Source organism: Mycolicibacterium sphagni, from assembly GCF_002250655.1.
Classification (GTDB): Bacteria; Actinomycetota; Actinomycetes; order Mycobacteriales; family Mycobacteriaceae; genus Mycobacterium; species Mycobacterium sphagni.
Map to the genome: position 1 here is coordinate 42,565 of NZ_NOZR01000033.1, position 24,127 is coordinate 66,691.

Genomic DNA, 24,127 nt, shown 5'->3' on the forward strand with positions numbered 1-24,127 from the left:
CGCTATTTGCGCCACAGCACGCCTGTGCCGTCGATATCGACGATCTCCGCGGTAATCCCATGCTTCGTGCGGTAGTCGGTGACAGCTTGTTCGCACGCCTTCACCGCCAGGTAGTCGTCGACGATGCAGAAGCCACCGGGCGACAGGCGCGGGTATAGCGCGTCCAGGGCCTGGATCGTGGACTCGTAGAGGTCACCGTCGAGCCTCAGCACCGAGATGCTGTCGATCGGGGCGTCCTGCAGCGTGTCCTTGAACCAGCCGGGGAGAAAACGGACCTGGTCATCCAGCAGCCCGTAGCGCTCGAAGTTCTTCTTGACGTCGGCTTCCGACACACCCAGGATGCCCGAAACTATTTCTGCGTGAATCCCTTTGTCGGCCTTGTAATTAGCGGTGTCCGAGCGCGGAACGCCCTGGAAGGAGTCGCACAGCCACACGTTGCGCGTGGTGTCACCGTAGGCGGCTAGAACAGCTCGCATCAAAATGCAGGCGCCACCCCGCCACACGCCGGTTTCGACGAGGTCACCGGGGATATCGTCGGCCAGTACGGTCTCCACGCACTCCTGCAGGCTGGTGAGCCGCTTCATCCCGATCATCGTCTCGGCTTCGGCCGGCCAATCCAGGCCGGCCTCGCGATAGTTTTGACCGCTCACGCCGCCACCGCGAAGTTTGGGGCCGAAGGTATTCGCGGCCTTGAGAAGCAGACGTCGCCGCAACGGCCAGTCCGAGGGCATCCGTTCGTGCATCCCGAACCTGGTCAAGTTGCGTCGGAGCAGATCGAGGTACAGCGATCGCACGTCGTAGTCGGTGATGGTCAAAACGGCCCTATCTCGCATGCCAGTATTTCGGCGCTGAGTCTAAACTTGCGAGGTCGTTAGTTTGCGGCGTTTTGGCGGATCCCTAGCCAACCTGCATGCGGCGGGCGAAATCTTCGACACGATCAGCAGCCTTGGCGACGCTTTCGGCGGGTTTGATCATGTCGGTCGCCAGCTGCTGTGCACGGGCGAGGTATTCCGGGGCGAGGATCGTGCGTAAATCGGCAACCAGCGTCTTCTCGGTCGCCGAGGAGAACCGCCGCGAGGTTCCCACCTTCAGCCCTTTGACCGCAGCTCCCCACATCACCTGAACGTCGGCCATCCACAGGATCAGCGTGGGGACTCCGGCACGCAGGCCCGCCGCCGTGGTGCCTGCGCCGCCGTGATGGACGACCGCACGGCAGGACGGAAAGATCGTCGCGTAGTTCACCGCACCCACCACTTTGACGTGGTCGAACTGCGGTACGTCGCTGAAGTCGGTCCACCCGGCGCACACCAGCGCCCGCTCGCCCACCTGCGCGCAGGCCCCGGCGATCATGGCGATCATGTCGGCGGGAGACTCCACCGGAATACTGCCGAAGCCGAAGCAGATCGGCGGCGTGCCAGCGGCGATCCACGACATGACGTCCTGGTCGGCTTCCGTCGCCAACTCCAGCGTCAAGGTCCCGACGAAGGGCCGTTGGCCGTTCCACTTCGCCCACTCGGCCGCCAACCCCGGGAAGAGCACGTCGTCGTAGGCCTGGATCTCCAGCAGTTCTCGTTCGGCGATCCGGTCCGGGACGGGGCCCATCGCCGGCGAAAGGCCCAGTTCACGCCGCTGGGTGCCGACGACCTTCTTCACCCCGAACCAGATCAGCCACTCGTAAACCCTCATCGCCGCGCGGATCAAGGGCGCAGGCAAGTTCGGAAAGAGCCGCCCGTTGACCCGCATCGGGAACCACAACACCGTTGCCAGCGGAACATTGCTGTACTCGGCGACGTCGAAGACGAGTTCCTCGTAACTGATCCCGGTGACGAGAAGATCTGCGCCGTCCGCGACCGACACCAGCGTTTTGCTCATCTCCGCCCAGGCCCGGGTACCGGGCTCCCGAGACTCGCGGAAGTACTTCTGTACGTCCCGGATCTTCCAGAAGTTGCGGAAGAAGTAGCCCCAGAAATCGCGGGTGTCCTCCAGCCACACCTTGGTGTCGGGTCCGTAGGCGACGGCCGAAAGTCCGACCGACTCCACCGACCCGATCAGGTCGGGCGGCACCGCCATCTGCACCTCGTGACCGCGGCCCCTCAATTCGCGACCAAGGGCGATGCCGGGGTCGACGTCCCCACGAGTCCCGTAAAAAGCCAGCACAAATTTCATCGGATGGTCCAGGTTCTCCGGTCGCGGGGCTACGCCCACGTCCCCTTGCGCCGGTGAAGCAGAGCCAGGGACTCCAGGCCCAGCTTCACGAGGAACGGCGGCAGCAACCGGTCGAGATTCTCGTACCGGCGAGCGTCCTTGAACGCCTGCCCGAAACCACGTGCGCTCGCACCGTAGGCCTTGTAGACACGATCCAACGCAGCCTCATCCACGCGCTCGTCCCTCGCTGCCGCCGCCAGCAAGTAGTAAACCGTGCTGATCCAGTCGGTGCCGAAGGGTTCTGTCACCGGGCCACGGTTTTGGTGGTGCCGCAGACTCGGTGTGAGAAATGCGTCGACCGCCGCCTCGTCTTTTGCGTCGAGATCGATCGCCAGTGCCGTCGCAATCCGTTTTACTTCCCGGCGCCAATCCTCAAGCAGGTTGTTGTATTCGATGAACACCCGGGGCACGCCACGTGTGTCCCGCTCGGCCAGCAGGCTGTATTTGAGCCACCAGGCGCAAGTGAGCTCCGGTGAGGAGTCGACGTAATTCTGCTGACCGGCGCGCTTTTCCAGCGACCCGATGATCTCCTCCGGATTGCGCACCGCGATCACAGTCGCAACGTCGAAGCCGGCTTGCCGCGCCCCCTCGAACCAGATTCCGGACACGGTCGTCGTCTTCGGCTCCTTGATGACCACGACCGGAGCCGCAGGCAATCCACTGAGGTAGTCCTTGACCTTGGCGACCCAGGCGGCGTTGCGTTCGACGTCGAACGAACCGTCGTTGTGCGGCGTGAGGGATATGTCGTACCCGGAGCTGCCGTGGTCGTGCAGCATCGCCTGGTTGAGGGTGATGACTGCGCGCGGTTCGAAAAAGCCGCGCGGGTTCTCCGAAGTGGCACCCAGGAGACCCGGCGGCAGCGACGCGCCGCACAGGGCGAGAACCTGCGCCAGCGCTGACGTCCCCGAACGACCATTGCCCAGAACAAAAAGAGCCACCGGGCGGCCCCGAGCCCCCGATCGACTTGTGGTCACCGCCGCAGAATAGGGTTCTTGCGAGCGCTTCGACAAGGTATTGCGCGGTTGCACAGTCGGCGTCAACGACGTCGCAACATCAGCCATCCGATACCGGCCCTTCGGTTACTCTGACGCTCGTGTCAATCCAGGACCGTCCTGCGCGCGCATTCAACGACGATGCGCGGGTGGACAATCGGCTCGTCTTGATGGACCAAGCCTTCTACGCGGGGCATCACGCCGCCGGTCAGAAGGAAGTGATGCAGGTCGGATGGCTCTATCAGCAACCCGTCGACCTCGAGCAGTTGGAGCGGTTTCGCGTCGAACTCGCCAAAGGGATGATGGGACGGCTGATCGAGCGCTCGCCGCTGCCGTTCGGCCGGTGGCGCTGGGTATCTGACCCACAGCCGGCAAAACTCGACGTCGCCGCGACACTTCGCCCTCGTGTCGAACTCGGCGACTGGTTCGACGAGCGCACACAGCTACCTATCGACCCCGAATCGGGACCCGGCTGGCGCATCAGCGTCCAACCCCTCGACGACGGCTCGACCGCGATCAGTCTGGTGCTGTCCCACTACGTGATCGACGGCATCGGTGCGGCCGTCGCGGTGACCGAGGCGCTCTGGGGCATATCCCGCGAACTCGGCTACCCGCCGCCACGATCCCGCTCTGGCCTCAATGCACTGGTTCAAGACGCCCGCGAAACCGTGCGAGACGCGCCGGCCGTTGGACGGGCACTCCTGGCGGCGGTGAAAGAAGCCCGCCGCCGCCAGCAAGATGTCGCCCACACCCAGGCACAGGCGTCGCTGCCGGCCGCCGCACCGACCAGCGGCGCGGACGACCTCGTGATCGTGCCCAACGTCTGGATCCGCATTCGGTTGGATCGATGGAATGCCCGCGCGGAGGCGTTGGGCGGAACGGCCAGCGCATTGTCAGCGGCGTTCACCGCGCGACTCGACCGGCACATGGGGCGCCTGCATGGCGACGCCGCCGACGTCAAAATGCTGCTCACGGTCAACAACCGCACGATGGACGACGCCCGCGCTGTTGCCGTCTCCTTCGTCCGAGTCGGCATCGACCCGGACGGGGTGACGACGCACCTCGGCGACGCCCGCTCCGCCATCAAGCTCGCGCTGAAGGCCGGACAGGACACCCCCGACGAGTCGGCGGAGCTCGTCGCGCTGACTCCTTTCACCCCGAGACGGGCGTGGAAGCATCTGATGGACTACGCGGTCAGCGACCCTGACCAGCCAGCGGTCTGTTCGAGTCTTGGCGATACCGGACCGGCGGCGGTGCGTCCCGACGGCTCGCTGTGCGACGCGATGTTCGCTCGCGGTGCGAGCCAGCACCTCACACGTGGCTGGCTGGAGAGAACGGGCAGCCAATTGCATGTTTTCGTCGGCACCTCGGCCGATATCAACCAAGTCGGCGTTTGTGTCCGCGGCTACCAGCCGGGCTCGGTGACCACGAGATCAGAGTTGCGCGCGCTGGCCGAGCGGACCTTGGTCGAGTTCGGCCTCGACGGTGACATCGACTAGTGAATCGTGCCCCGAATTCCTACCGATATGAGAGCCTGCCTCCCGACGTCCTACCGCTTGCGGGCGCGTCAATGTGGCCAGCCTGCCAGCAACATAACAGTTAGCCATTACCGCGGATTTACGCACACGCAAGCGCGTATGCTCCGCTGTTGCATCCCGAAAAGAGCCCATACGGAGGCCATCAGCATGGTTGACTCTCGTCGAGATCGGTCGTGCTCTCGACGGCACCGCTCGTTTGCGGGGATCGTCGGAGGACCAGACTGTGACGCCCGCCACACGGGCGGTAACCTGAGGTACCGCGTCGATGTGTAGCTGTGCTCTCCATCCGACGGCTGGTGCCAGGAATGGGAGCGATTGGAAGATGGGAAAGGTCGGCGTGCGGTGATCGATGGACGTTTGCCCGACGTTGAGCAAACTCAGCCCGATGTCACTGCATGGCCCCGCGAGGACAACCCGCCCCAGGTCGTAGCCCCGCCGCCACCCCCACCTCGAGTCGAAGGTGGATCTCGAAAGGGCCGCCGAAATCGGGGACTCGTGTTCACATTGCTGAGGCGCCTGTGGATTCCACTGGTTGTGATCGCCGTGCTTGCCGGCGGCGGGCTAACCGTGTCCCGTTTACATGGCATCTTCGGGAGCGAGAAGAGCCTCTCCTATGGCGACACCAAGAACGAAAAGGGCAAGCCTTACAACCCCAAGAAGATGAAGTACGAGATCTTCGGCCCCCCGGGAACGACGGCACAGATCAGCTACTTCGACGAAGACGGCAACCCAGTACATCAAGACGCGACCCTGCCGTGGTCCTTGGAGTTCCCGATCTCCGCAGCGGCGGGTATTGGAAGCATTGCCGCGCAAGGTAATAGCGACACCATCGGTTGCCGGATATCGGTGGACGGCGTCGTCAAGGACGAGAAGACCGCCACCCACGAAGTCAGCACCTTTGTCTCCTGTCTTCTGAAGGCCGCATGAGTAACCATCAGTTGGAGACCAGCCGGCCCTTCGTCGCGCACACAATCCGGCGGTTCTCGGCGCTCGTCATCTTGGGATGGCTGGCGGTCGTCGTCGGCCTTACCCTCGGAGTTCCGACCTTGGAGCAGGTCGAGGCCGAGCACGCGGTATCCGCGAACCCCACCGACGCACCGTCGTTCCGCGCGTCGCAGCGCATTACCGACGTGTTCCAGGAGTCCAACTCCGGAAGCGCCGCGGCGATGATCGTCCTGGAAGGTCAGCAACCCCTCGGCGATGACGCACACGAGTATTACGACCGGCTGATCCGCCAGCTGCGAAGCGATACCAAGCACGTCCAGCACATCCAGAACTTCTGGGGTGACCCACTCACCAGTGCCGCCGCCCAAAGCGACGACGGCAAGGCCGCCTACGTTCAGATTGCTGTGACCGGCAAACCGGGCGACGCGGTGGCCAACGAGTCGGTACAAGCTGTCCAGCACATCGTCGCGCAGACCCCGGCGCCGCCGGGTGTCAAGACATACGTCACCGGCCCAGCTGCGCTCGCTGCCGATATGAGCGTCAGCGGCAACAGCACCGTCACCACCATCACGTTGGTCAGCATCGCGGTGATCCTGCTGACGTTGCTCATCGTCTACCGTGCGCCGCTCACCGTGCTCGCGTTGCTGTTAGTGGTCGGTATACAGCTGCAGGCCGCTCGTGGATTCGTCGCTCTACTCGGCCATCACGAGATCATCGGGTTGACCACCTTCGCGGTCAACCTCTTGGTGGCGCTGGTGATCGCGGCGGGAACCGACTACGGCATCTTCTTCATTGGCCGCTATCACGAGGCACGGCTGGCCGGGGAAGATCGAGAGACGGCGTTCTACACGACCTACCGCGGCGTCGCCCACGTTGTCTTGGCCACCGGTCTGACCGTCGCCGGAGCCACCTTCTGCCTCAGCTTCACCCGCTTGCCTGCCTTCGAAGCACTCGGCGTTCCGTGTGCCGTTGGCATATTGGTCGCGGTCGCGGTCGCCCTCACGCTCGTCCCGGCGGTCATTGCCATCGGCAGCCGTTTCGGCCTGTTCGAGCCCAAGCGCAGAGCAGCGGCTCGCGGATGGCGACGGATCGGGACGGCGATCGTCCGGTGGCCCGGGCCTATTCTGGTCGCGACTCTGGCAGTCACGCTTGTCGGCCTGTTGACGTTGCCGGGATTCAAGCCCGACTTCAACGACCAGCACTTCTTGCCTAAGGACATTCCGGCCGCTCAGGGAATCGACGCCGCAGCGCGACATTTCCCACCTTCGGCAATGATGTCGCCAGAGATTCTCATGGTCGAGACCGACCATGATCTGCGCAATTCGGCAGATTTCCTGGTGCTGAACAAGCTGGCGAAAGCCGTACTTGCTGTTCCGGGCATTGAAAAGGTCCAGGCCGTCACCCGGCCGGAGGGAACGCCGATCGCCCACACGACGATTCCTTACCTGATGAGCTCGCAGCAGGCCGGCCAGCAACAATTCATGTTCTTTCAGAAACAGCGTATGGCGGACCTGTTGACGCAGGCCGAGCAGTTGGGGCAGACGATCGACATCATGTCGCATATGTACGACTTGATGAAGCAGATGTCATCGACGATGCACGCCATGGTCAAGAGCACGCACGAAATGCAGGAAATTACCGATCAGCTGCGGGACCATATTGCCGATTTTGAGGATTTCTTCCGGCCCATTCGCAACTACCTGTACTGGGAACCGCACTGCTTCGACATTCCGATCTGCTGGTCGGTCAGAAGCATTTTCGACATTCTCGACGGCGTTGACGGACTGACCGACAAGCTGAAAGAACTGGTCGGCAATCTCGATCAGATGGACGTGCTCATGCCGCAGCTGCTGGCGCAGTTCCCCGAGATGATCTCGATCATGACGAGCATGCGCGGAATGCTGCTCACGATGCACAGCACCATGTCGGGCGTCTTCGGACAGATGGACGACAACAGCACCAATTCGACCGCCATGGGCAAGGCGTTCGACGCCGCCCAGAACGACGACTCGTTCTACGTGCCGCCGGAGGTCTTCAAGAACGAAGACTTCAAACGGGTCATGAAGATCTTCATCTCACCGGACGGGAAGGCCGCCCGGATGCTGATTTCACAGAAGGGCGACCCCACATCGCCCGACGGCATCGCTCGGGTCGACGCGATCAAGAGCGCTGCCGAGGAGGCACTCAAGGGAACGCCGCTGGAAGGGTCACAAATCTCGCTAGCCGGCACCGCAGCCCTGGTACGAGATCTGGTGAACGGCACGAAATACGATTTGATCATCGCAGTGGTTTCGGCGCTCTGCCTGATCTTCGTCGTGATGCTGATTGTGACGAGAAGCCTGATTGCTGCCATGGTTATCGTCGGTACGGTATTGCTGTCGTTGGGCGCATCATTCGGCTTGGCTGTCTTCATTTGGCAGTATCTGCTCGGAATACAATTGCACTGGTCGGTATTCGTCATGACGGTGATCATTCTTTTGGCCGTCGGTTCCGATTACAATTTGTTGTTGGTCGCCAGAATGAAGGAAGAAATAGGCGCCGGCATTAATACGGGCATCATTCGGGCCATGGCCGGCACCGGCAAGGTCGTGACCACCGCTGGCCTCGTGTTCGCGTTCACTATGGCGTCGATGATCGTCAGCGACGTGATCAGTATTGGCCAGGTGGGCACCACCATCGCAGTGGGTCTGCTGTTCGACACCCTGGTGGTCCGCGCGTTCATGACACCATCGATCGCCGCGCTGCTGGGCCGCTGGTTCTGGTGGCCACAACAGGTGCGCCCCCGCCCCGCAAGCTCGATGCTCCGACCTACCGGGCCGCGTCCGTTGGTGCGCGCTTTGTTGTTGAACCAAGAGAAGTAAGTGTCGGTTACCGATCTCAGGGCCGAACCGGCCACACCGCCCAGTCGGCCGCGCATAGCGCAGTCGATCCGAGCGCTATCGCCCCTCATCATCGTGGCGTGGGTGGCGATCACGGTTTACGTGACATTCTTCGTGCCCTGGCTGGAGACCGTCAGCCGAGACCATTCGGTTCCGATGGCACCGCAGGACGCGCCATCGGTGATCGCGATGCAGCACATGGGGAGCAACTTCAAGGAGTCTAACTCCGACAGTTTCGCCATGCTGGTGATGGAAGGTCAGCAGGAACTCGGCGACGAGGCGCATACGTACTACGACGGGCTGATTCGCGCGCTCAGGAGCGACACGAAACATGTTCAGCACGTACAGGATTTGTGGAGTGATCGACTCACCGCATCCGGCGCGCAGAGTAAAGACGGCAAGGCTGTCTATATCCAATTGAATCTGGCCGGTAACACCGGAACGACGTTGGGCCAGCAGTCAATTGCCGCAGTCCGCAGCATCGCGGAACGGACTGCGGCGCCGCCCGGCGTCAAGGTCTACGTGACCGGACCGGCAGCACTGGTGTCCGATATGCAGCATGCGGGCGACCACTCCATGATCAAGATGACCGGTGTCGGAGCTGTCATCATCTTGGCGGTTTTGCTTTTCGTCTACCGTTCGATAGTCACGGTCCTGGGATTGCTGCTCACGGTCGGTCTCGAGGTACTGATCGCCCGCGGCGCGGTCGCATTTCTAGCCGATCACAACGTCATTGGCCTCTCCACGTTTGCCACCAGCTTGCTCGTCGGCCTCGCGATGGCAGCCGGAACCGACTACGGGATCTTCTTCTTCGGTCGCTATCAAGAAGCGCGGCAGGCCGGCGAGGACGTCGAATCCGCGTACTACAGCACCTTCCGCAGCGTCGCACCGGTCGTCTTGGGCAGCGGTTTGACCATCGCCGGAGCAATGCTCTGCCTGAGCGCCACCCGGATACCGATCTTCCAAAGCATGGGCATCCCGTCGGCGGTCGGTCTGTTCGTCGCCGTCGCGGTCGCGGTTACCCTGGTTCCTGCGATTCTTGCAACCGGTGGCCGCCTCGGGCTGTTCGATCCCAAGCATCGGATCAAGACTGCACGGTGGCGACGGATCGGCACGGCGGTGGTTCGCTGGCCCGTACCGATTCTCATCACCACGATCGCGATCGCACTGGTCGGTCTGCTTGCGCTCCCCGGTTACCAAACGAGCTACAACGATCGGCTCTACATTCCGCAGGATCTTCCGGCAAACGTGGGAAACGCAGCCGCCGATCGTCACTTCACCCAGGCGCGGATGATGCCCGAAATTCTGATGATCGAATCCGATCACGATATGCGCAATCCGGCAGATTTCCTCATCCTGCACAAATTGGCCAAAGCGATTTTCAAGGTGCCGGGTATCTCCCGAGTGCAGGGAATCACCCGGCCCGAGGGAACGCCGATAGAGCATACGTCCATACCGTTCCTCATGGACATGCAGAACGCGGGAATGCAGGGCAGCATCAGTTTCATGAAGTCCCGCATGAATGACCTGCTCGAGCAGGTCAAGTTGATGGACAAACAAATTGCGCTGATGAAACGCATGTACGAGTTGCAAAAGCAGCTCAACGACATCACGCATAAATCATTTCTGACGACAGTAGAAATGTCGCAAGTTATCAAAGTGCTGATGGGTAGCGCCGCAGACTTCGACGATTTCGTCAGGCCGATCCGTAATTACCTGTATTGGGAACCGCACTGCTACGACATTCCCCTGTGCTGGTCGGTGCGAGCTATCTTCGAAGCGATCGACGGCATCAGTGCGCTCAACGACAAGATGAAAGAAATGCTTGTCCAATTCGCAGCATTGGACAAAATCATGCCGCAGCTCCTGGAACAGATGCCCAAGATCATCGCGATCATGGAGGGCATGCGGGGCATGATGCTGAAAATGCACAGCACCATGTCCGGCACGTTCGGCGTGCTGGACGACTCGAATTCGGATACCGGCGCCATGGGGCAGGCATTCGACGCCGCCCAAGACGACGATTCGTTCTACCTGCCGCCGGAGGTTTTCCAGAATCCGGATTTCCAGCGAGCAATGACCGCCTACCTGTCCCCCGACGGGAAATCCGCGCGGTTCATCATTTCCCATAAGGACGACCCCGCATCGCCGGCGGGCATCGCCAGCATCGGCCAGATACGAACGGCCGCCGAGGAAGCCCTCAAGACCACCCCGTTGCAGGGCGCCAAGATATCTATCGCCGGCACCGCAGCCACGTTCAAGGACTTCAGCGACGGCTCCAAATACGATCTCTGGATCGCGGCGGTCGGCGCGCTCTGTTTGATCTTCATCATCATGCTGATCATCACCCGCAGCCTGATCGCAGCCCTGGTGATCGTGGGCACGGTGGCGTTATCCCTGGGCGCTTCGTTCGGGCTCTCCGTGTTGCTCTGGCAATACATTCTGGGCATCAAACTGCACTGGATGGTGCTGCCGATGTCGGTGATCGTGCTGTTGGCCGTCGGCTCGGATTACAACCTGCTCTTGGTATCCCGAATCAAAGAAGAACTGTCCGCCGGTATCCACACCGGCATCATCCGAGCCATGGGCGGCACCGGCAAGGTCGTGACCAACGCCGGCCTGGTCTTCGCGTTCACCATGGCCGCGATGGTTACCAGCGATCTGCAGATCATCGGTCAGGTCGGCACCACCGTCGGACTGGGTCTGCTGTTCGACACCCTCGTCGTGCGGTCGTTCATGACGCCGGCGATCGCTGTGCTTCTCGGCCGTTGGTTCTGGTGGCCGCAGCGGGTACGCCCGCGCCCGGCCAGCTCCATGCTCCGGTCGCAAGGTACGCGCGCATCGGTGCGGGCCTACATGCTGCCCCGAGAGGACCGCGACGGCGACACGGTCACCGCTGAAATGCCAAGGACAACAGTCTAATTCGGTTGGGCTAGCCGGCCCCGGATGACGCGCGGGTCTCCAACCGCACATAGTTCTCCAGGCTCTCGCCGGAGACGGCGGGCACGAACCCGGTGGACTCGATTTTCGTCAGGTCGAGAACACCACTCGCCGGCCGCGGCGATACGGGATTCGTGGCCGACGCGAAGTACTCCGCGGTCGAAACGCCGCTCACCCGGTCCGGGTCGTGCCCGGCCAGCTCGAACGTATGGCGTGCCACATCTGCCCATGAGGTGACCGGCCCGGAGCCGGTCACGTTGTACGTCCCGTAGGGCGCGCGAGTCTCGATCAGGTGCCGGATCGCCCGGGCCAACTCGGTGGTGAACGTCAAGCGGCCGAATTGGTCGTCGACCACCGACGGGTCGATCCCCCGTTCGGCCAGAGAAAGCATGGTGCGCACGAAGTTTCGGCCCTCGCCGATCACCCAAGAGGTGCGCAGGATGTAGTGGCGGCTCACCGTGGCCACGACTTGATCGCCGGCAGCCTTCGTCTGCCCGTAGACGCCGAGCGGCGCCATCGGATCATCCTCGCGGTAGGGGCGGGTCGCGGTGCCGTCGAACACGTAGTCGGTCGACACGTGCACAACGGTCAGCCTGTGCGCCAACGCAACCCTTGCCAGATTCGCGACACCGGTGACGTTGGCGGCCCACGCCGCAACGCGCCCTTCGGCGGTCTCGGCGACGTCCACGGCCGTGTAGGCCGCGGCGTTGATGATCGTGCTGTATTCGCGCCATGGGCGGGCCGAAGCGAAATCGGCTGACGTGAGATCGAATTCGGGGAGGTCGACGAACTCGACATGCGAAACGCCGTCGTACGACTCGCGCAGGGCGCGGCCCAGTTGGCCGTTGGCGCCGACCACCAAAATCTTGCGGGGCGCGACGGGGACGACCTCCGAAAGGGGGCCCTGCGCGCGATCTTTCGCAGACAGCTCGGCTTGGTCCAGCGGGATCGGCCAGTCGACGGCGATGGTCTCGTCCGCCGGATTCAGCGAGGTGTACACGCCGTCGGGTGAATAGTGGTCGTTGACCAGATAGGTGTAGGCGGTGTTGGGCTCCAGCGTCTGGAACCCGTTGCCGACGCCCTGCGGCACGAAGACGGCACGCGACGGATCGATCTCAGCGGTCACCACCGTCCCGAACGTCGGTCCGTCCCGCAGATCGACCCACGCACCGAAGATCCTGCCGGTGGTCACCGAGATGTACTTGTCCCACGGCTCGGCGTGGATACCACGCGTGGTGCCCGCCGATTCGTTGAACGAGACATTGTTCTGAACCGGCCCGAAGTCGGGCATCCCGGCAGCCACCATTTTTTCGCGCTGCCAGTTCTCCTTGAACCATCCGCGATTGTCGCCGTGAACGGCCAGATCCCAGAGCACCAGTCCTGGAATCGCCGTCTCTGTAGCGCGGAGTGCCTTGCCGAGCTCCGTCATTGTCTGCGCTTCCCTGTCATTGCCCGAGACGGGCGTAGAACGCTTCAGTGGCATCTTTGGCGGGGGCCCACCAGTCTTCGTGGTTGCGGTACCACTCGATCGTTGCGGCCAGACCATGCTCAAAGTCGGGATACTCTGGCCGCCAACCGAGTTCGTCACGCAACTTGGTCGCATCGATGGCGTAGCGCAGATCGTGTCCGGTCCGGTCCGGAACATTCTCGTACGCGTCAGCGTCCAGGCCCATGATCGTCAAGATCAGTTCGACGACGGTCTTGTTGTCCTTTTCGCCGTTGGCACCGATCAGATAGGTCTCGCCGATTCGACCCTTTTCAAAGATCTGCAGCACCGCCGAGGAGTGGTCGTCAGCGTGGATCCAATCACGAACGTTGAGGCCGTCGCCGTACAGCTTGGGACGAGTGCCACGCAGCACGTTCGTGATCTGACGGGGAATGAATTTTTCGACGTGCTGGTAGGGGCCGTAGTTGTTGGAGCAGTTCGAAATCGTCGCCTGCACCCCATAGGAACGCATCCATGCTCGCACCAGCAGGTCGCTGCCCGCCTTCGTCGACGAATACGGTGACGACGGGTTGTACGGGCTGGCTTCGGTGAACCGGGCGGGATCGTCCAGCTCCAGATCCCCGTACACCTCGTCAGTCGAGATGTGGTGATAGCGGACACCATATTTGCGGACCGCCTCGAGCAACGTGAACGTGCCGATCAGGTTCGTCTGCAGAAATGGTTCCGGGTCGTCCAGCGAATTGTCATTGTGAGTTTCCGCGGCATAGTGGACGACGCCGTCGACGGACGCCACCAGCTTGTCAACCAGCTCCGCGTCGGCGACGTCGCCGTGCACGAAGCTCACCCGCTGCTCGGGGAGCCCGGCCAGCGACGCCCGGTTCCCTGCGTAGGTGAGTTTGTCCAGCACAGTGATGTGATGGTCGGTGTGCTCCACCGCGTAATGCACGAAGTTGGATCCGATGAACCCAGCACCTCCGGTAACCAGAAGCTGTGTCACTAGAAACCTCTTTCCAGCAGGTCCAGCAAGTAGGAGCCGTATCCTGACTTCACCAGCTTCTCAGCGCGCTCACGCATTTCATCCTCGGTGAGAAAGCCCTGCCGCCAGGCGATCTCCTCGGGCACCCCGATCTTCAGACCGGTCCGGCGTTCTATGGTGCGCACGTAGTCGGCAGCATCAGTCATCTGGTCGAAGGTACCGGTGTCCAACCACGCCGTACCGCGCGGGAGCACCTGCACCCGCAACCGTTCCTGCTCCAGGTAGACGCGGTTGACATCAGTGATCTCGTACTCGCCGCGATCACTCGGGGACAGATCCCGGGCAATCGAGACCACCTCGTTGTCGTAGAAGTACAGCCCGGGGACCGCGTAGTTGCTCTTCGGCTGTTTCGGCTTCTCCTCGAGCGAGACCACCATTCCCGTGGAATCGAACTCCACGACGCCGTAGGCCGACGGCTCGGCCACCCAGTACGCGAAGATCGCGCCACCGTCGATATCGGCGAAGCTCTTGAGCTGGTTGCCCATTCCTGGTCCGTAGATCAGGTTGTCGCCTAGCACCAGCGCAACCTTCTCGCCCCCGATGAAATCGGCGCCGATGGTGAACGCCTGAGCCAGACCGTCCGGCGACGGCTGTTGGGCGAACGTGATGGACACACCGAACCGCGATCCGTCGCCCAACAGCCGCTCGAAGCTGTCCGCGTCGTGCGGTGTGGTGATCACCAAGATGTCGCGGATACCCGCCAGCATCAGCGTGGACAGCGGGTAGTAGATCATCGGCTTGTCGTAGACCGGCACCAGTTGCTTGGATACCCCAAGAGTGATCGGGTGCAGACGGGTCCCCGAGCCCCCCGCCAGGATTATTCCCCTCATCGCACTATTATGACGCCGTGGTGACGCGCACGCCCATCCCGCGCGTCTCGTAGATACACAATTCGTCGACCCAGAACTGGCCGTCGAACACGACCAGAACTCCGCGGTCATCGCGTTCCACCGACAGGACTTCGATTTCGGATCGGGTGCGCTTGTTGGTCGGCGTCACCTGGCCCCGGAACTTCCAGCTGAACACCTGGTCCAGGGCGACGGGCTCGAACTCGTAACCGGCACCGGTGGGGACGTGGCCGGCCAGCCGGGCCAGCGCCCGAGCCGCCTGCTGCATGGCCTCCAGACCCAGTGAGCCGGGCTGCACGGGATCCTGGAAGAAGTGGGCCTTGAAGAACCAGGCCTCCGGGGTGACGTCGTACTCGGCGACCAGCCGGCCCAGACCCGCTTCTCCCCCGTCCGGCCAGAAGTTCACCCGGTCGAGAACCTGAAGGCGGCCCTGGTCCAGCCAGGGTGCGCCGTCGAGCTCCTCGGCGCGGTAGGACAGTGCAACCGGGGCCGGTGCGGAAAGCGCCTCCAGCGCACCGGGCTTCGTCCGCAGGCCCACCTGGTTCTTGAGCGCGTCAGGACTGAAGAAACCGAACGCCGTCTTCATCGTCATCACGACTTGGTCGTCCTGGGTGCAGGTGACGTCGAAGAACACGATCGTCGAACCCGCTCCGTCGGCGAACCGTTCCAGCGTCGATGTCACCCGCAGTGTCCCGACGCGTGCGGGCCGGTGCTGCACGACCTCACCGCCGTCGAGGTTGCGGAACACCACGTCATCGGGACGATTAGCCGCGAAGCCGTTGTACGAGGACAGCCAACCGCAGGGCTGCAGCAGGATTTCGATCAACACCGGCATCGGTACCGCATCGACATGAGCGTCGGCGAAATACCATTCCCCTTCGGGCACATCGTATTCGGCGATGACGGTGCCGCCCTTGGTCGGCACCCCCGGCGGGCTGGACACGCTCAGCACCCGCGACATGAAGTGGTACGGCTCGTCCGGCAGCCGCGGCGCGCGACGGGTTCCGTCGAACGGCGCGTACAGGGCGCCGAAGGCATCGGAGGGCATCCCGCGCCCGCACGCGAGCAGCGCACCCTGATCACCGCGAACGTCCTTGGTGTTCTCCAGGATCCGCACCGGACCCGGCGCACCGGGCGGCATCGGCCAATCCGGCACCAGGCGCATACCGAACCGGCGAGCGTGGAACACCTTGAAGCCGTCGCTGCGGCAGAGCAGCGCCGCGAAGACCGTCGGCGTCGGCCCGTCGATGATCTCCTCGATGAACACCTCGTAGTCGAGCATGTGATCGGCGTCCGGGGTCACCTGCCCGCGGCAGACGAAGCGGGCCATATCGTCGGGCACCGGCTCGAATCGCCAGCCATCGCGCTCGATCGAGAACCCGTATGCGGCCATCGCGAAGGACAGCGCTTGAGTGGCCGCGTCGGCCATCAGCGTTCCGGGCATGCACGGGTCGTTCTTGAAATGCCCGTCGTAGAACCACATATCCTTCGGCACCGCGGCGGTGGCGCGCAGATAGCCGCGGCCCCAAGGCCCGCCAGTCGGATCGAACTCGGCGATCTCGTCGATCAGCCGCAGCTTGCCCTTGGGAAGGGACGGCGTCCGCGTGTGCGCGGCCGCCCGCTCAAAGCCAGCGCCGAAGCACGAGAACGCATGCCCTTCGACGAATGCGTCCAGCTCGTCCCGGGTGAAGGAACGCTTCTGCGTGACCACCGGAGGCTCGTCCCGGCGCGCGCCGTCGCGCGGTGCGTCATCAGCGGCGTCCCACAAGACGCCGTCGGACTCGGCCAGCTCCGCGTCCGAGAAGAATCCCGCCTGCCCGTTGCGCACCGAGATCATCAACCGGTCGCCGATGTAGCAGTCGTAGTGGAAGAAGAACAGCCGCGTATCACCGGTTTTCGCGTGGCCGTCGATGTGGATCTCGTAGTGCAAGGTGTCGCCGCCCTTAGGCAGTTCACCCATGAACGTCAGATCACAACCCAGCAGGCGGTACACGCGCTCACTGCGGTTGGAGAAATCGGCGCCCAACCACGAGGCCAGCAGGAGGTCCGCTTGACCGCTCTCGATCACCACACCGGGCGACATCCGACCGTTGTGGATGTACCAGGCGTCCGGGTCGACATCGGTCTCGGTGACAATAAGACCGGTCCCCATGGTGCCGGGCTCGCCCTCGATGCTCATCACGCGGTCAGCCAGCAGCAGCGGCGGCTCCGGCATCCGCACCAGACGCTCGTACTGGTCGTACTCGGCGAACTTCGGCCCCATGACCTCCGAAACCTTGCCCCCGGCAAGGACTTCGAGCTGGGCGCGAGTCCAGAGCGGCTCTTCGTTCTTTGCTGGACGCCTGCCCGGCGCAGGCGCCGGCGTGCTGGGCGCGGCAGCGGGTTGCGGCTTGGCTGCCGCCGCAGGTGGCGGCGGTGAGGCGGGCACACTCGGCGGTGGCGGTGGCGGTGGCGGCGGCGGGGTGGGCGTTGCCGGCGGTGCGGGTGCCGGCGCGCTCGTCACGGGTGCGGGTGCGGGTGCGAATACCGTTGCAGCGCTGGACGTGACGGTCGGCGCGGACCCGCGCCGTCCCGATACCAGCCCCAGAAGGTCACCACGCGACTTCAGGAACGACGTGTGGGCTTGTGCTTGCCGCTCGAGGAATGTCGAGTGCGCCGCACTCACCGAAGCGACTAGGTTGAGCGCCGCCGCCGTCTGATCGTTGACCGCCGCGGCAGCTGTCGCTCCCGCGGGAGCTGGAGCGACCGGCCTGGCGACCACTGTTCTCACTTCCGGAACGGTTTGGACAACCACTTCCTGGGCTACTACCAGTGGCGCGGGATGGACCGGCGCGGGCGGCATGACTTGAACACTTCCGTGGTCCACTTCGGGCATGGGCGGTGCACTCTCACTCTTGGACGAGACATTTGTGGACGCCTGTGGCGTCGAGACATTCGTGGGCGCCTCAGGAACGGAGACGACATCAGGCCAGTGGGCGGCCAGCGTCAGCGTGCGGGTGTTCTCCGACGAAGACGGCGCGCCTTGTTCATGCAATTGATGCATCCGAGCGTCGAATGCGTCGATATCGACCGGCAACCCGTGCACCCACAGCTTGGAGACACTTTCAGCCAGGGCGCGTAGCCCTCGCCGTTCTTGGGAGTCCAGCGCGACCGCCAAATGCGGACGGTCACCGAGGATTTTCCCAACCGCCCCGGTCAGGATCGCGCGAGGTCCGTGCTCGACGAACACGCGGACGCCGTCCTCCCACGCCTGCAACACCGTCGCCGGAAAGTCAATCGGCTCGAGCGCTTGCCGGGTGATCGCCTCGGCGGCCGCTTCCCGTGTCGGCACATAGGCACGGTTCACGGCATTGGTGTAGAAGCGGATATCAGACGCCTCGTGGGTAGCGCGTGTGTGGATATTGCGCCAAGTATCGGCGAACGGTGTCATCGCGTCGCAGTGGATGACCATGTCCAGACCCAGCGGTATCGCCGTTGCGCCGGGAACCGCGTCGATCACCCGGCGGCACGCCGCGGGATCTCCGCCGATGACGCAGTCGTCCGGCGCTTGAACGATTGTCATGTAGGCGCGGGGCTCGACGTCCAGCGCCGCTTCGACAGCCGAGCGGGGCGCGGTGATACGCCAGCATTCCCACGGTGCGGGCTGATCTCCGAGACCCCAGTCGGCTGCCGCCACCCGGCAGGCGCCGGTCAGCTCGTCGCCGTACATGCCGGAGGCTTCGATCTCGCGGAGCATCGGCTCCAGGTCACGCCAGACCCCAAAGGCCAGTAGCGAGTTCGTCTCGCCGGACGAAAGACCGATGGCTGCAGTCGGTTTCAGGCCCAGCACAGTTCGGGAGAACTCGGCCTGCGACTGGCAGACCAGAGCGCAACCGGTGAGCTGGGTGCGCGGATCGAGCGTGGTGATCCCGGCCCCGTAGAGCGCACGCGCCAGATCGCCGACGCCAGAAAGCCGTTCGGTGAGCGCGTCGCCGATCTCGGGCCACGCCAGCAACAACTCACGCCCGGCTCCCGGGTACGCCGCGGCCGCGCCGGTGAAGGTGAACGCCACCTCGCCCGCAATCGGGGATTCGGCGAATGCAATACCGGGGATTACCGGTGCTTCGCCGCGCTCCAACCGCTGCACTGCCTGCTGCCGGAGCGTGTCCAGCGTGGACTGACTATCGCCGACCAAAGAACAACGCACCGAACCACTGCCGCCCGGGTCGCCGCGGTGCATCCGGCTCACCAGATCAGCCCGGCTTACACCGGCGTACCGCTCCCAAACGGGGACGACCCCGACCGCCATCGGCTTGGGTGCAACACCGGCCGCGGACAGGGTCACGCCGGCGGCACGATCGCCCAGCGATTCCAGCCACACCGATGTACTGGTTCCGCCTGGCGCCGGTTGGGCGCCAACGTGATCCACCCGCACCCGCGCCCGCACGGCCTCGGCGCGCGCGGCAATTTCAACAGCGGCGCTGGCCGCGTGAGTGCGGCCGATCCGCCCGACGGAGAAGTTCGGATCCGCAGCACCGGGTGTACCGTCGAGATCGATGACGGCGATGATCTCGTCGCCCGCGGCTTCGGCGTCGGCGCGCCGCTTGAGCACGAATGCCACCGCGGCGTCACCCTGTGGCACGTGAGTGTCATCGGCCAGTGCATCTGCTGCCCTCGAATGTGCTGGTTCGCAACACATATCGACCGCACCCGCGACGACGGTGTCGAGTTCCCGGTGCCGCAGGGCCCGCACACCGATCTGCAGCGCGGTGATCCCGGACAGTTCCTCGGTCGAGACCGTGAAACCGAACCCGCGGAAGTCGCGCTGCGCGTGGATGCGGTTGGCGGGGATGTTCGGCATCGTTCCGATCACACCGTCGGCGGTCAACCGCGGCGCGGCCGCCTTGTTGACCTCCAGCCACCGGTCGTTGTCGGTGTTCAGGACGCGCAGACGCTGGCGGGCAATGGTCGCGTCGCAGCCCATGCCCACGAACACCCCGGTGCGCTCTGGGTCGGTGCTGACGTTGCGCAAGGCCTGCCCCGCGGCGGCCAACATCACTGTCTGCTGGCTGAGGCTGCCGGCCAGCTCGTTGGGCGGAAAGCCGAGACCGGCAAGGTCGAGTTGGACGGCGTCGAGCGCCGTGGGCTGCGCTTCGGGACCGAGCACCCGGCGCCGGAAGGCCTCGGCATCGCGTGCGTCTCCGGTGACCACACCCAGTCCGCAGATGACGATGTCATCGGCGGGCGGCTCGTGGCGAGGCGCGGAAGGGCTTGGCCCCCGGTAGTTCTCGACGATCAGGTGCGCGTTGTTGCCGCCGAACCCGAAGTTACTGACCGCCGCGCGTTTGACCGGACTTTCCCACGGGGTGGGGGCAGTCACCAGAGTGAACGGGGTGTCACCGAGCTTGTCGGTCGGCTTCTCGCATAACGTCGGCGGGAAGGTGGACGCCTGCATGGCCGAGAGCACGTTCACCAGGCTCGCCGCGCCCGACACGGTGATGGTGTGGCCCAGATTGCCTTTCAACGCGCCCAGTTTCAGCGGCACGTCACCGTAGGCGGCCGCGATGCTCTGCAGTTCGGTCGCATCGCCCAGCGGTGTGCCGGTGGCGTGGCAGTCGACATAGTCGATGTCGGCCGGCGACAGCCCCGCTTGTTCGAGCGCCGAGGTCATGGCACGAGTCTGGCCGCCGACCGCGGGAGCGAGGAAGCCGCTCTGGCGCCCGTCGTTCGACAGTCCGACACCCAGGATCACTCCGAGGATGTGGTCGCCGTCGCGTTCGGCGTCGTCAAGGCGTTTCAGCGCGACCAGCGCGGCACCCGCCGAGGGAACAAGGCCATCGGCTTCCGCGTGGAAGGGGCGGGACCGCCCCGACGGGCTGAGCGCTTGCAGCGACGTGAAACCCAGGTGCAGGAACAGGTCGTCCGAGCCGTTGACACCGCCGGCGAGCATGATGTCGGCGTCACCGTCGTGCAGGGCGTCGCACGCCAGTTTGATGGCGTATAGCGATGACGCGCATGCGGCGTCCAATGCATAGACCGGCCCGGTCATCTCCATCGCGCCGGCCACCAAATGCACCGGCAGCCCCGAGGAAAAGCGGTTGCGCGGGTCGACGTCGCCGTTCCCGGTCCAGACGCTCTCCACGAACGCGGTGTTGAGCGTGCTGGGGTAGGACAGGTTGCCGACGATGATCCCGGTCCGCGGCGCCGCGAGTGGCCCACCCAGTGCCTGCTGTGCACACTGGGCCAGCCAGGGCACGATCGGGTCGAGTCGGTCGAAATCCGGTATCCGCGCGGCGAACTGGGTCAGGTCGAACGACGCGTCTATGTAGCCGCCGGTCGCCGACGACACCCGCAGCCCCGGTTTGTCGCTGGCCTGAAGCTTGGCCGGGTCCACCCCGCGCCAGGCATCGCGCGGGGTGGGCGTCAGCAGGCAGCGTCCGGCCAGGGATGCGTCGAACAGCGCCTCCGGCGTGGCTGCACCAGGCAGCAGACAACTACGTCCGACGATCGCGACGGGGTCGAACCCGCTCACGCCGACGTGTCCGCGGCGGCGCCCGCAGCGTAGAACTCCACACCCTCGAAGGTCGCGACGAGCGCACCGTCGGAGGTTTCGTACGCGATGTCGAAGTCGACACGCTTGTCATTGACCGGGTGTGCGGCCAGCCGGCAACGCCCGATACTGCCGTCGCCGAACGCACGGTGCAGAACGACACGCGCGATGCGGATCGGTAGCACCAGAGGCCGTCCCTGCGCACTGGCCCACACGATGCCCAGCTGCAGACCACCGTCTACGCTGGCGGCGTCGATGGCCCAGCCGTCCTGCGGCCACCCGAGATCACCCAGGCTCTTGAGAGTGGCTGAACCGCCCGCACTTCCGTAGGCCTCGAGTTCGTCGATGACGGCGAATTGCTGCCCGTGGAACAGTGGGCCCGCGTAGGCCTCCTCGACACTCAGCGGCCAGGCCGATCCCGATATCTGCGGAACCGACGCTTCAGGGAACGCAACGGCTGTGGTGTCCACGATGGCGCGGTAGCGCGCCCGGCCGTCACCGTCCGTGATGGAGACGGTGTACGACGAACCGGCCGGCTCGAAATCGATAGTCAGAGACTGCTGTTCGTGTTCGGCGAACGTCACCCCGGACAGCACCTGGAAATCGCGCACCACCGGGCAAGCATCGGCGACCACCCCGCGCGCCGCGCGCAGCACGGCGTCGAGTGCGATCACCACCGGCACCACCACCTTGCCGCGGACCTGATGGTCTTTGAGCACCGGCAGCTTTTCGGTGGACACGTCCCATTCCAGCTTCACCGCACGCAGGCGCGGCTCGGCGGGTGCGGCAACGACGACCGCAGTTGCCGACGAACGGCACAACGCGTGATCGGCGAAGAACTGCGCCCCCTCGGCGATGGGGATGACACCCACGCCGCCGGCGAGGAACCGGCTCTTCAGCGTCGCGTCGACCATCCCGCCGTCCCACGGACCCCAACCGAATGCGCGAACCACGCATTCGCCGTTGCGCCGCGCGGACTCCCGGGCCGCGATGGCCTCCAGAGCCGCATTGGCCGACGCGTACGCGGACTGGCCGGGGTTTCCGGCCCGTGCCGCGATCGAGGAGAACAGCGAGATGAAGCGGATCTCGTCGGTCGACGTCGCGTCGAGGAGTGCTTCTGCGCCCATCAGTTTGGTGTTGAACACTTTGACGAACCCGTCGTCGTCGAGGTCCTCCAGACGCTTGTCGGCGAGCACGCCGGCACCATGAACAACGCCGACGATCGGCCCGAAGTTCTGCCGCACCTCGTCCAGCACGCTGCGCAGCGCAGCGTCATCGGTGATGCTGGCCGCGAAGTAGCGTGCCGGCGTCCCCTGTGCCTGCGCAGTCGACAACGTGGCGCGAACTTCCCGCCCGGCCAGCAGGCTTTCCGCCTGCGCGCGTGCCTGCGGCAGGCTGAGCTGCTCGCCGCGGGCCCGTGCCGATGCCGCCAGCGCGGTGGCGATCTCGGCGGCGGTGGTACCGGATGGCTCGTCGGCTGTGATCTCCCGCAGCGGTGTGCGGCCCAGGAGAGCCAGTCGCAGGCCGTGGCGCTTGGCCAGGGCCAGCGCCGATTCCGCTGTCACGCCGCGCGCACCACCGGTGACCACGACGACGCCACCCGGGGCGACGCTGATCGTCTCGCCCTGCCCGACAGAGGACTCGATGTCGTCCACGGCAACCAGTCGGGTGCCGTCGGCGCGCAGGGCGACCTCGATACCGCTGCCGCCTTCCAGGAGTTCGGCGGCCAACCGCTGGGCGTCGAGGCTTTCCATGTCGACGGCCCGAACCGACGCGTTCGGCCATTCCCAGCCGGCGGTCTTGACCAGGCTGGCGACGCCGACCGGCACGTCGGCGGCGACGAACCGGGCACCCGTCGACTGCACGGTGACGAACACACGGGTCTTCGCACTGCTCTTGGCGACGGCCCGGGCCGCGTGGAACGCGTTGACGTGCATCGCAACACAGTCTTCAGGTGTGCGGGCCGCGGCCAGCGCAGCCAGGCTGATGACAGCGCCGGCTTCGGCGGGCACCTGGTCGACCGCCTGGGCCTTGATCCCGCGATCGGCCAGGGCCCGCTCGAGGGCATCGGCGAAGGCCGGGTCTTCTCGAGTGATCAAGACTGCGCCGTCACGCAGGCCCGCCATGGCGAAGCCGCTGGGCGGCGCGGCGCGAAGCTCCGCCTCGGTGCAGGACAGTCCCACCGGTGCCGACGACGGCACCGCGTGCTGGACGGCCGCAGGCTGTTCGGTGCGGCTGCCGGCCCCGAAGCCGGCCACGGTGTCGACCACATCCTGCAGGGTGCGCAGGTTGGCCAGCTCAGAAGCCGGGATCTCTGGAGCACCCGGGAACTTCGACTGCAACGCAGCCAAAATCTCCACCTGCTTGATCGAATCAATCCCGAGCTCGGCCTCCATCTCCATGCCCAACCCGAGCATGTCCACCGGATAACCCGTCTTCTCCGAAACAATCTGCAAGACAACATCACCCGCAGGCACAGACGGAGCCGCAACAGGAGCGGCAGCGACCGGCGCGGGCGCGGCGAAATCGGCAACCGTGTCAACCACATCCTGCAGGGTGCGCAGGTTGGCCAGCTCAGAAGCCGGGATCTCTGGAGCACCCGGGAACTTCGACTGCAACGCAGCCAAAATCTCCACCTGCTTGATCGAATCAATCCCGAGCTCGGCCTCCATCTCCATGCCCAACCCGAGCATGTCCACCGGATAACCCGTCTTCTCCGAAACAATCTGCAAGACAACATCACCCGCAGGCACAGACGGAGCCGCAAC

12 protein-coding genes are annotated in these 24,127 nt (G+C 64.5%); 4 read left to right on the top strand and 8 right to left on the bottom strand.

The window, feature by feature from the left end; all coding sequences use genetic code 11:
• Positions 1-2: 2 nt before the first annotated feature.
• The 3 genes from CG716_RS26785 to CG716_RS26795 form a co-directional block, all read right to left on the bottom strand.
• Positions 3-833, bottom strand: a complete 831-nt coding sequence (locus tag CG716_RS26785) for a TylF/MycF/NovP-related O-methyltransferase (protein WP_420093231.1) — start codon at positions 831-833, stop codon at positions 3-5.
• Positions 834-897: 64 nt separating this feature from the next.
• Entirely contained in the window at positions 898-2,166 is a 1,269-nt protein-coding gene (locus CG716_RS26790) for a glycosyltransferase (protein ID WP_094484187.1), read from the bottom strand.
• A gap of 29 nt (positions 2,167-2,195) precedes the next feature.
• Positions 2,196-3,179: a sulfotransferase family protein gene (locus CG716_RS26795; protein ID WP_234818054.1), complete on the bottom strand. Its 984-nt coding sequence runs from the start codon at positions 3,177-3,179 to the stop codon at positions 2,196-2,198.
• A gap of 119 nt (positions 3,180-3,298) precedes the next feature.
• On the opposite strand from CG716_RS26795, the gene CG716_RS26800 reads away from it, so the two are divergent.
• The 4 genes from CG716_RS26800 (at position 3,299) to CG716_RS26815 (ending at position 11,481) form a co-directional block, all read left to right on the top strand.
• The gene (locus CG716_RS26800; RefSeq protein ID WP_094484175.1) at positions 3,299-4,696 is read left to right on the top strand and encodes a condensation domain-containing protein; all 1,398 of its coding nucleotides are present in this window, start codon (positions 3,299-3,301) and stop codon (positions 4,694-4,696) included.
• 546 nt (positions 4,697-5,242) lie between these two features.
• Complete coding sequence (locus tag CG716_RS26805) at positions 5,243-5,662, top strand: MmpS family transport accessory protein (protein WP_094484188.1); 420 nt, start codon at positions 5,243-5,245, stop codon at positions 5,660-5,662.
• Positions 5,659-8,541: an MMPL/RND family transporter gene (locus CG716_RS26810; RefSeq protein WP_094484176.1), complete on the top strand. Its 2,883-nt coding sequence runs from the start codon at positions 5,659-5,661 to the stop codon at positions 8,539-8,541. The genes CG716_RS26805 and CG716_RS26810 overlap by 4 nt, the downstream gene beginning before the upstream one ends.
• On the top strand, positions 8,542-11,481 hold the full coding sequence (locus CG716_RS26815; protein ID WP_094484177.1) for an MMPL/RND family transporter: 2,940 nt from the start codon (positions 8,542-8,544) through the stop codon (positions 11,479-11,481).
• Positions 11,482-11,491: 10 nt separating this feature from the next.
• Here CG716_RS26815 and CG716_RS26820 read toward each other — a convergent pair whose 3' ends face one another.
• The 5 genes from CG716_RS26820 to CG716_RS26840 form a co-directional block, all read right to left on the bottom strand.
• A complete protein-coding gene (locus tag CG716_RS26820) occupies positions 11,492-12,928 on the bottom strand; it encodes a sugar nucleotide-binding protein (RefSeq protein WP_094484178.1) in 1,437 nt (478 codons plus the stop codon).
• Positions 12,929-12,944: 16 nt separating this feature from the next.
• Entirely contained in the window at positions 12,945-13,943 is a 999-nt protein-coding gene (gene rfbB, locus CG716_RS26825) for a dTDP-glucose 4,6-dehydratase (RefSeq protein ID WP_094484179.1), read from the bottom strand.
• Positions 13,943-14,812: a glucose-1-phosphate thymidylyltransferase RfbA gene (gene rfbA, locus CG716_RS26830; RefSeq protein ID WP_094484180.1), complete on the bottom strand. Its 870-nt coding sequence runs from the start codon at positions 14,810-14,812 to the stop codon at positions 13,943-13,945. Before rfbA ends, rfbB begins: the two co-directional genes overlap by 1 nt.
• A gap of 7 nt (positions 14,813-14,819) precedes the next feature.
• A complete protein-coding gene (locus CG716_RS26835; protein ID WP_094484181.1) occupies positions 14,820-21,341 on the bottom strand; it encodes a beta-ketoacyl synthase N-terminal-like domain-containing protein in 6,522 nt (2,173 codons plus the stop codon).
• The coding region (locus tag CG716_RS26840; RefSeq protein WP_133067029.1) for an SDR family NAD(P)-dependent oxidoreductase at positions 21,338-24,127 on the bottom strand (2,790 nt) is incomplete at its 5' end. The genes CG716_RS26835 and CG716_RS26840, both read right to left, overlap by 4 nt.

What these genes read in the sequence shown, in the direction of transcription:
- CG716_RS26785 (WP_420093231.1), bottom strand. Translation starts at nt 833, where the DNA reads ATGCGAGATAGGGCCGTTTTGACCATCACCGACTACGACGTGCGATCG.
- CG716_RS26790 (WP_094484187.1), bottom strand. Translation starts at nt 2,166, where the DNA reads ATGAAATTTGTGCTGGCTTTTTACGGGACTCGTGGGGACGTCGACCCC.
- CG716_RS26810 (WP_094484176.1), top strand. Translation starts at nt 5,659, where the DNA reads ATGAGTAACCATCAGTTGGAGACCAGCCGGCCCTTCGTCGCGCACACA.
- CG716_RS26820 (WP_094484178.1), bottom strand. Translation starts at nt 12,928, where the DNA reads ATGACGGAGCTCGGCAAGGCACTCCGCGCTACAGAGACGGCGATTCCA.
- rfbA (WP_094484180.1), bottom strand. Translation starts at nt 14,812, where the DNA reads ATGAGGGGAATAATCCTGGCGGGGGGCTCGGGGACCCGTCTGCACCCG.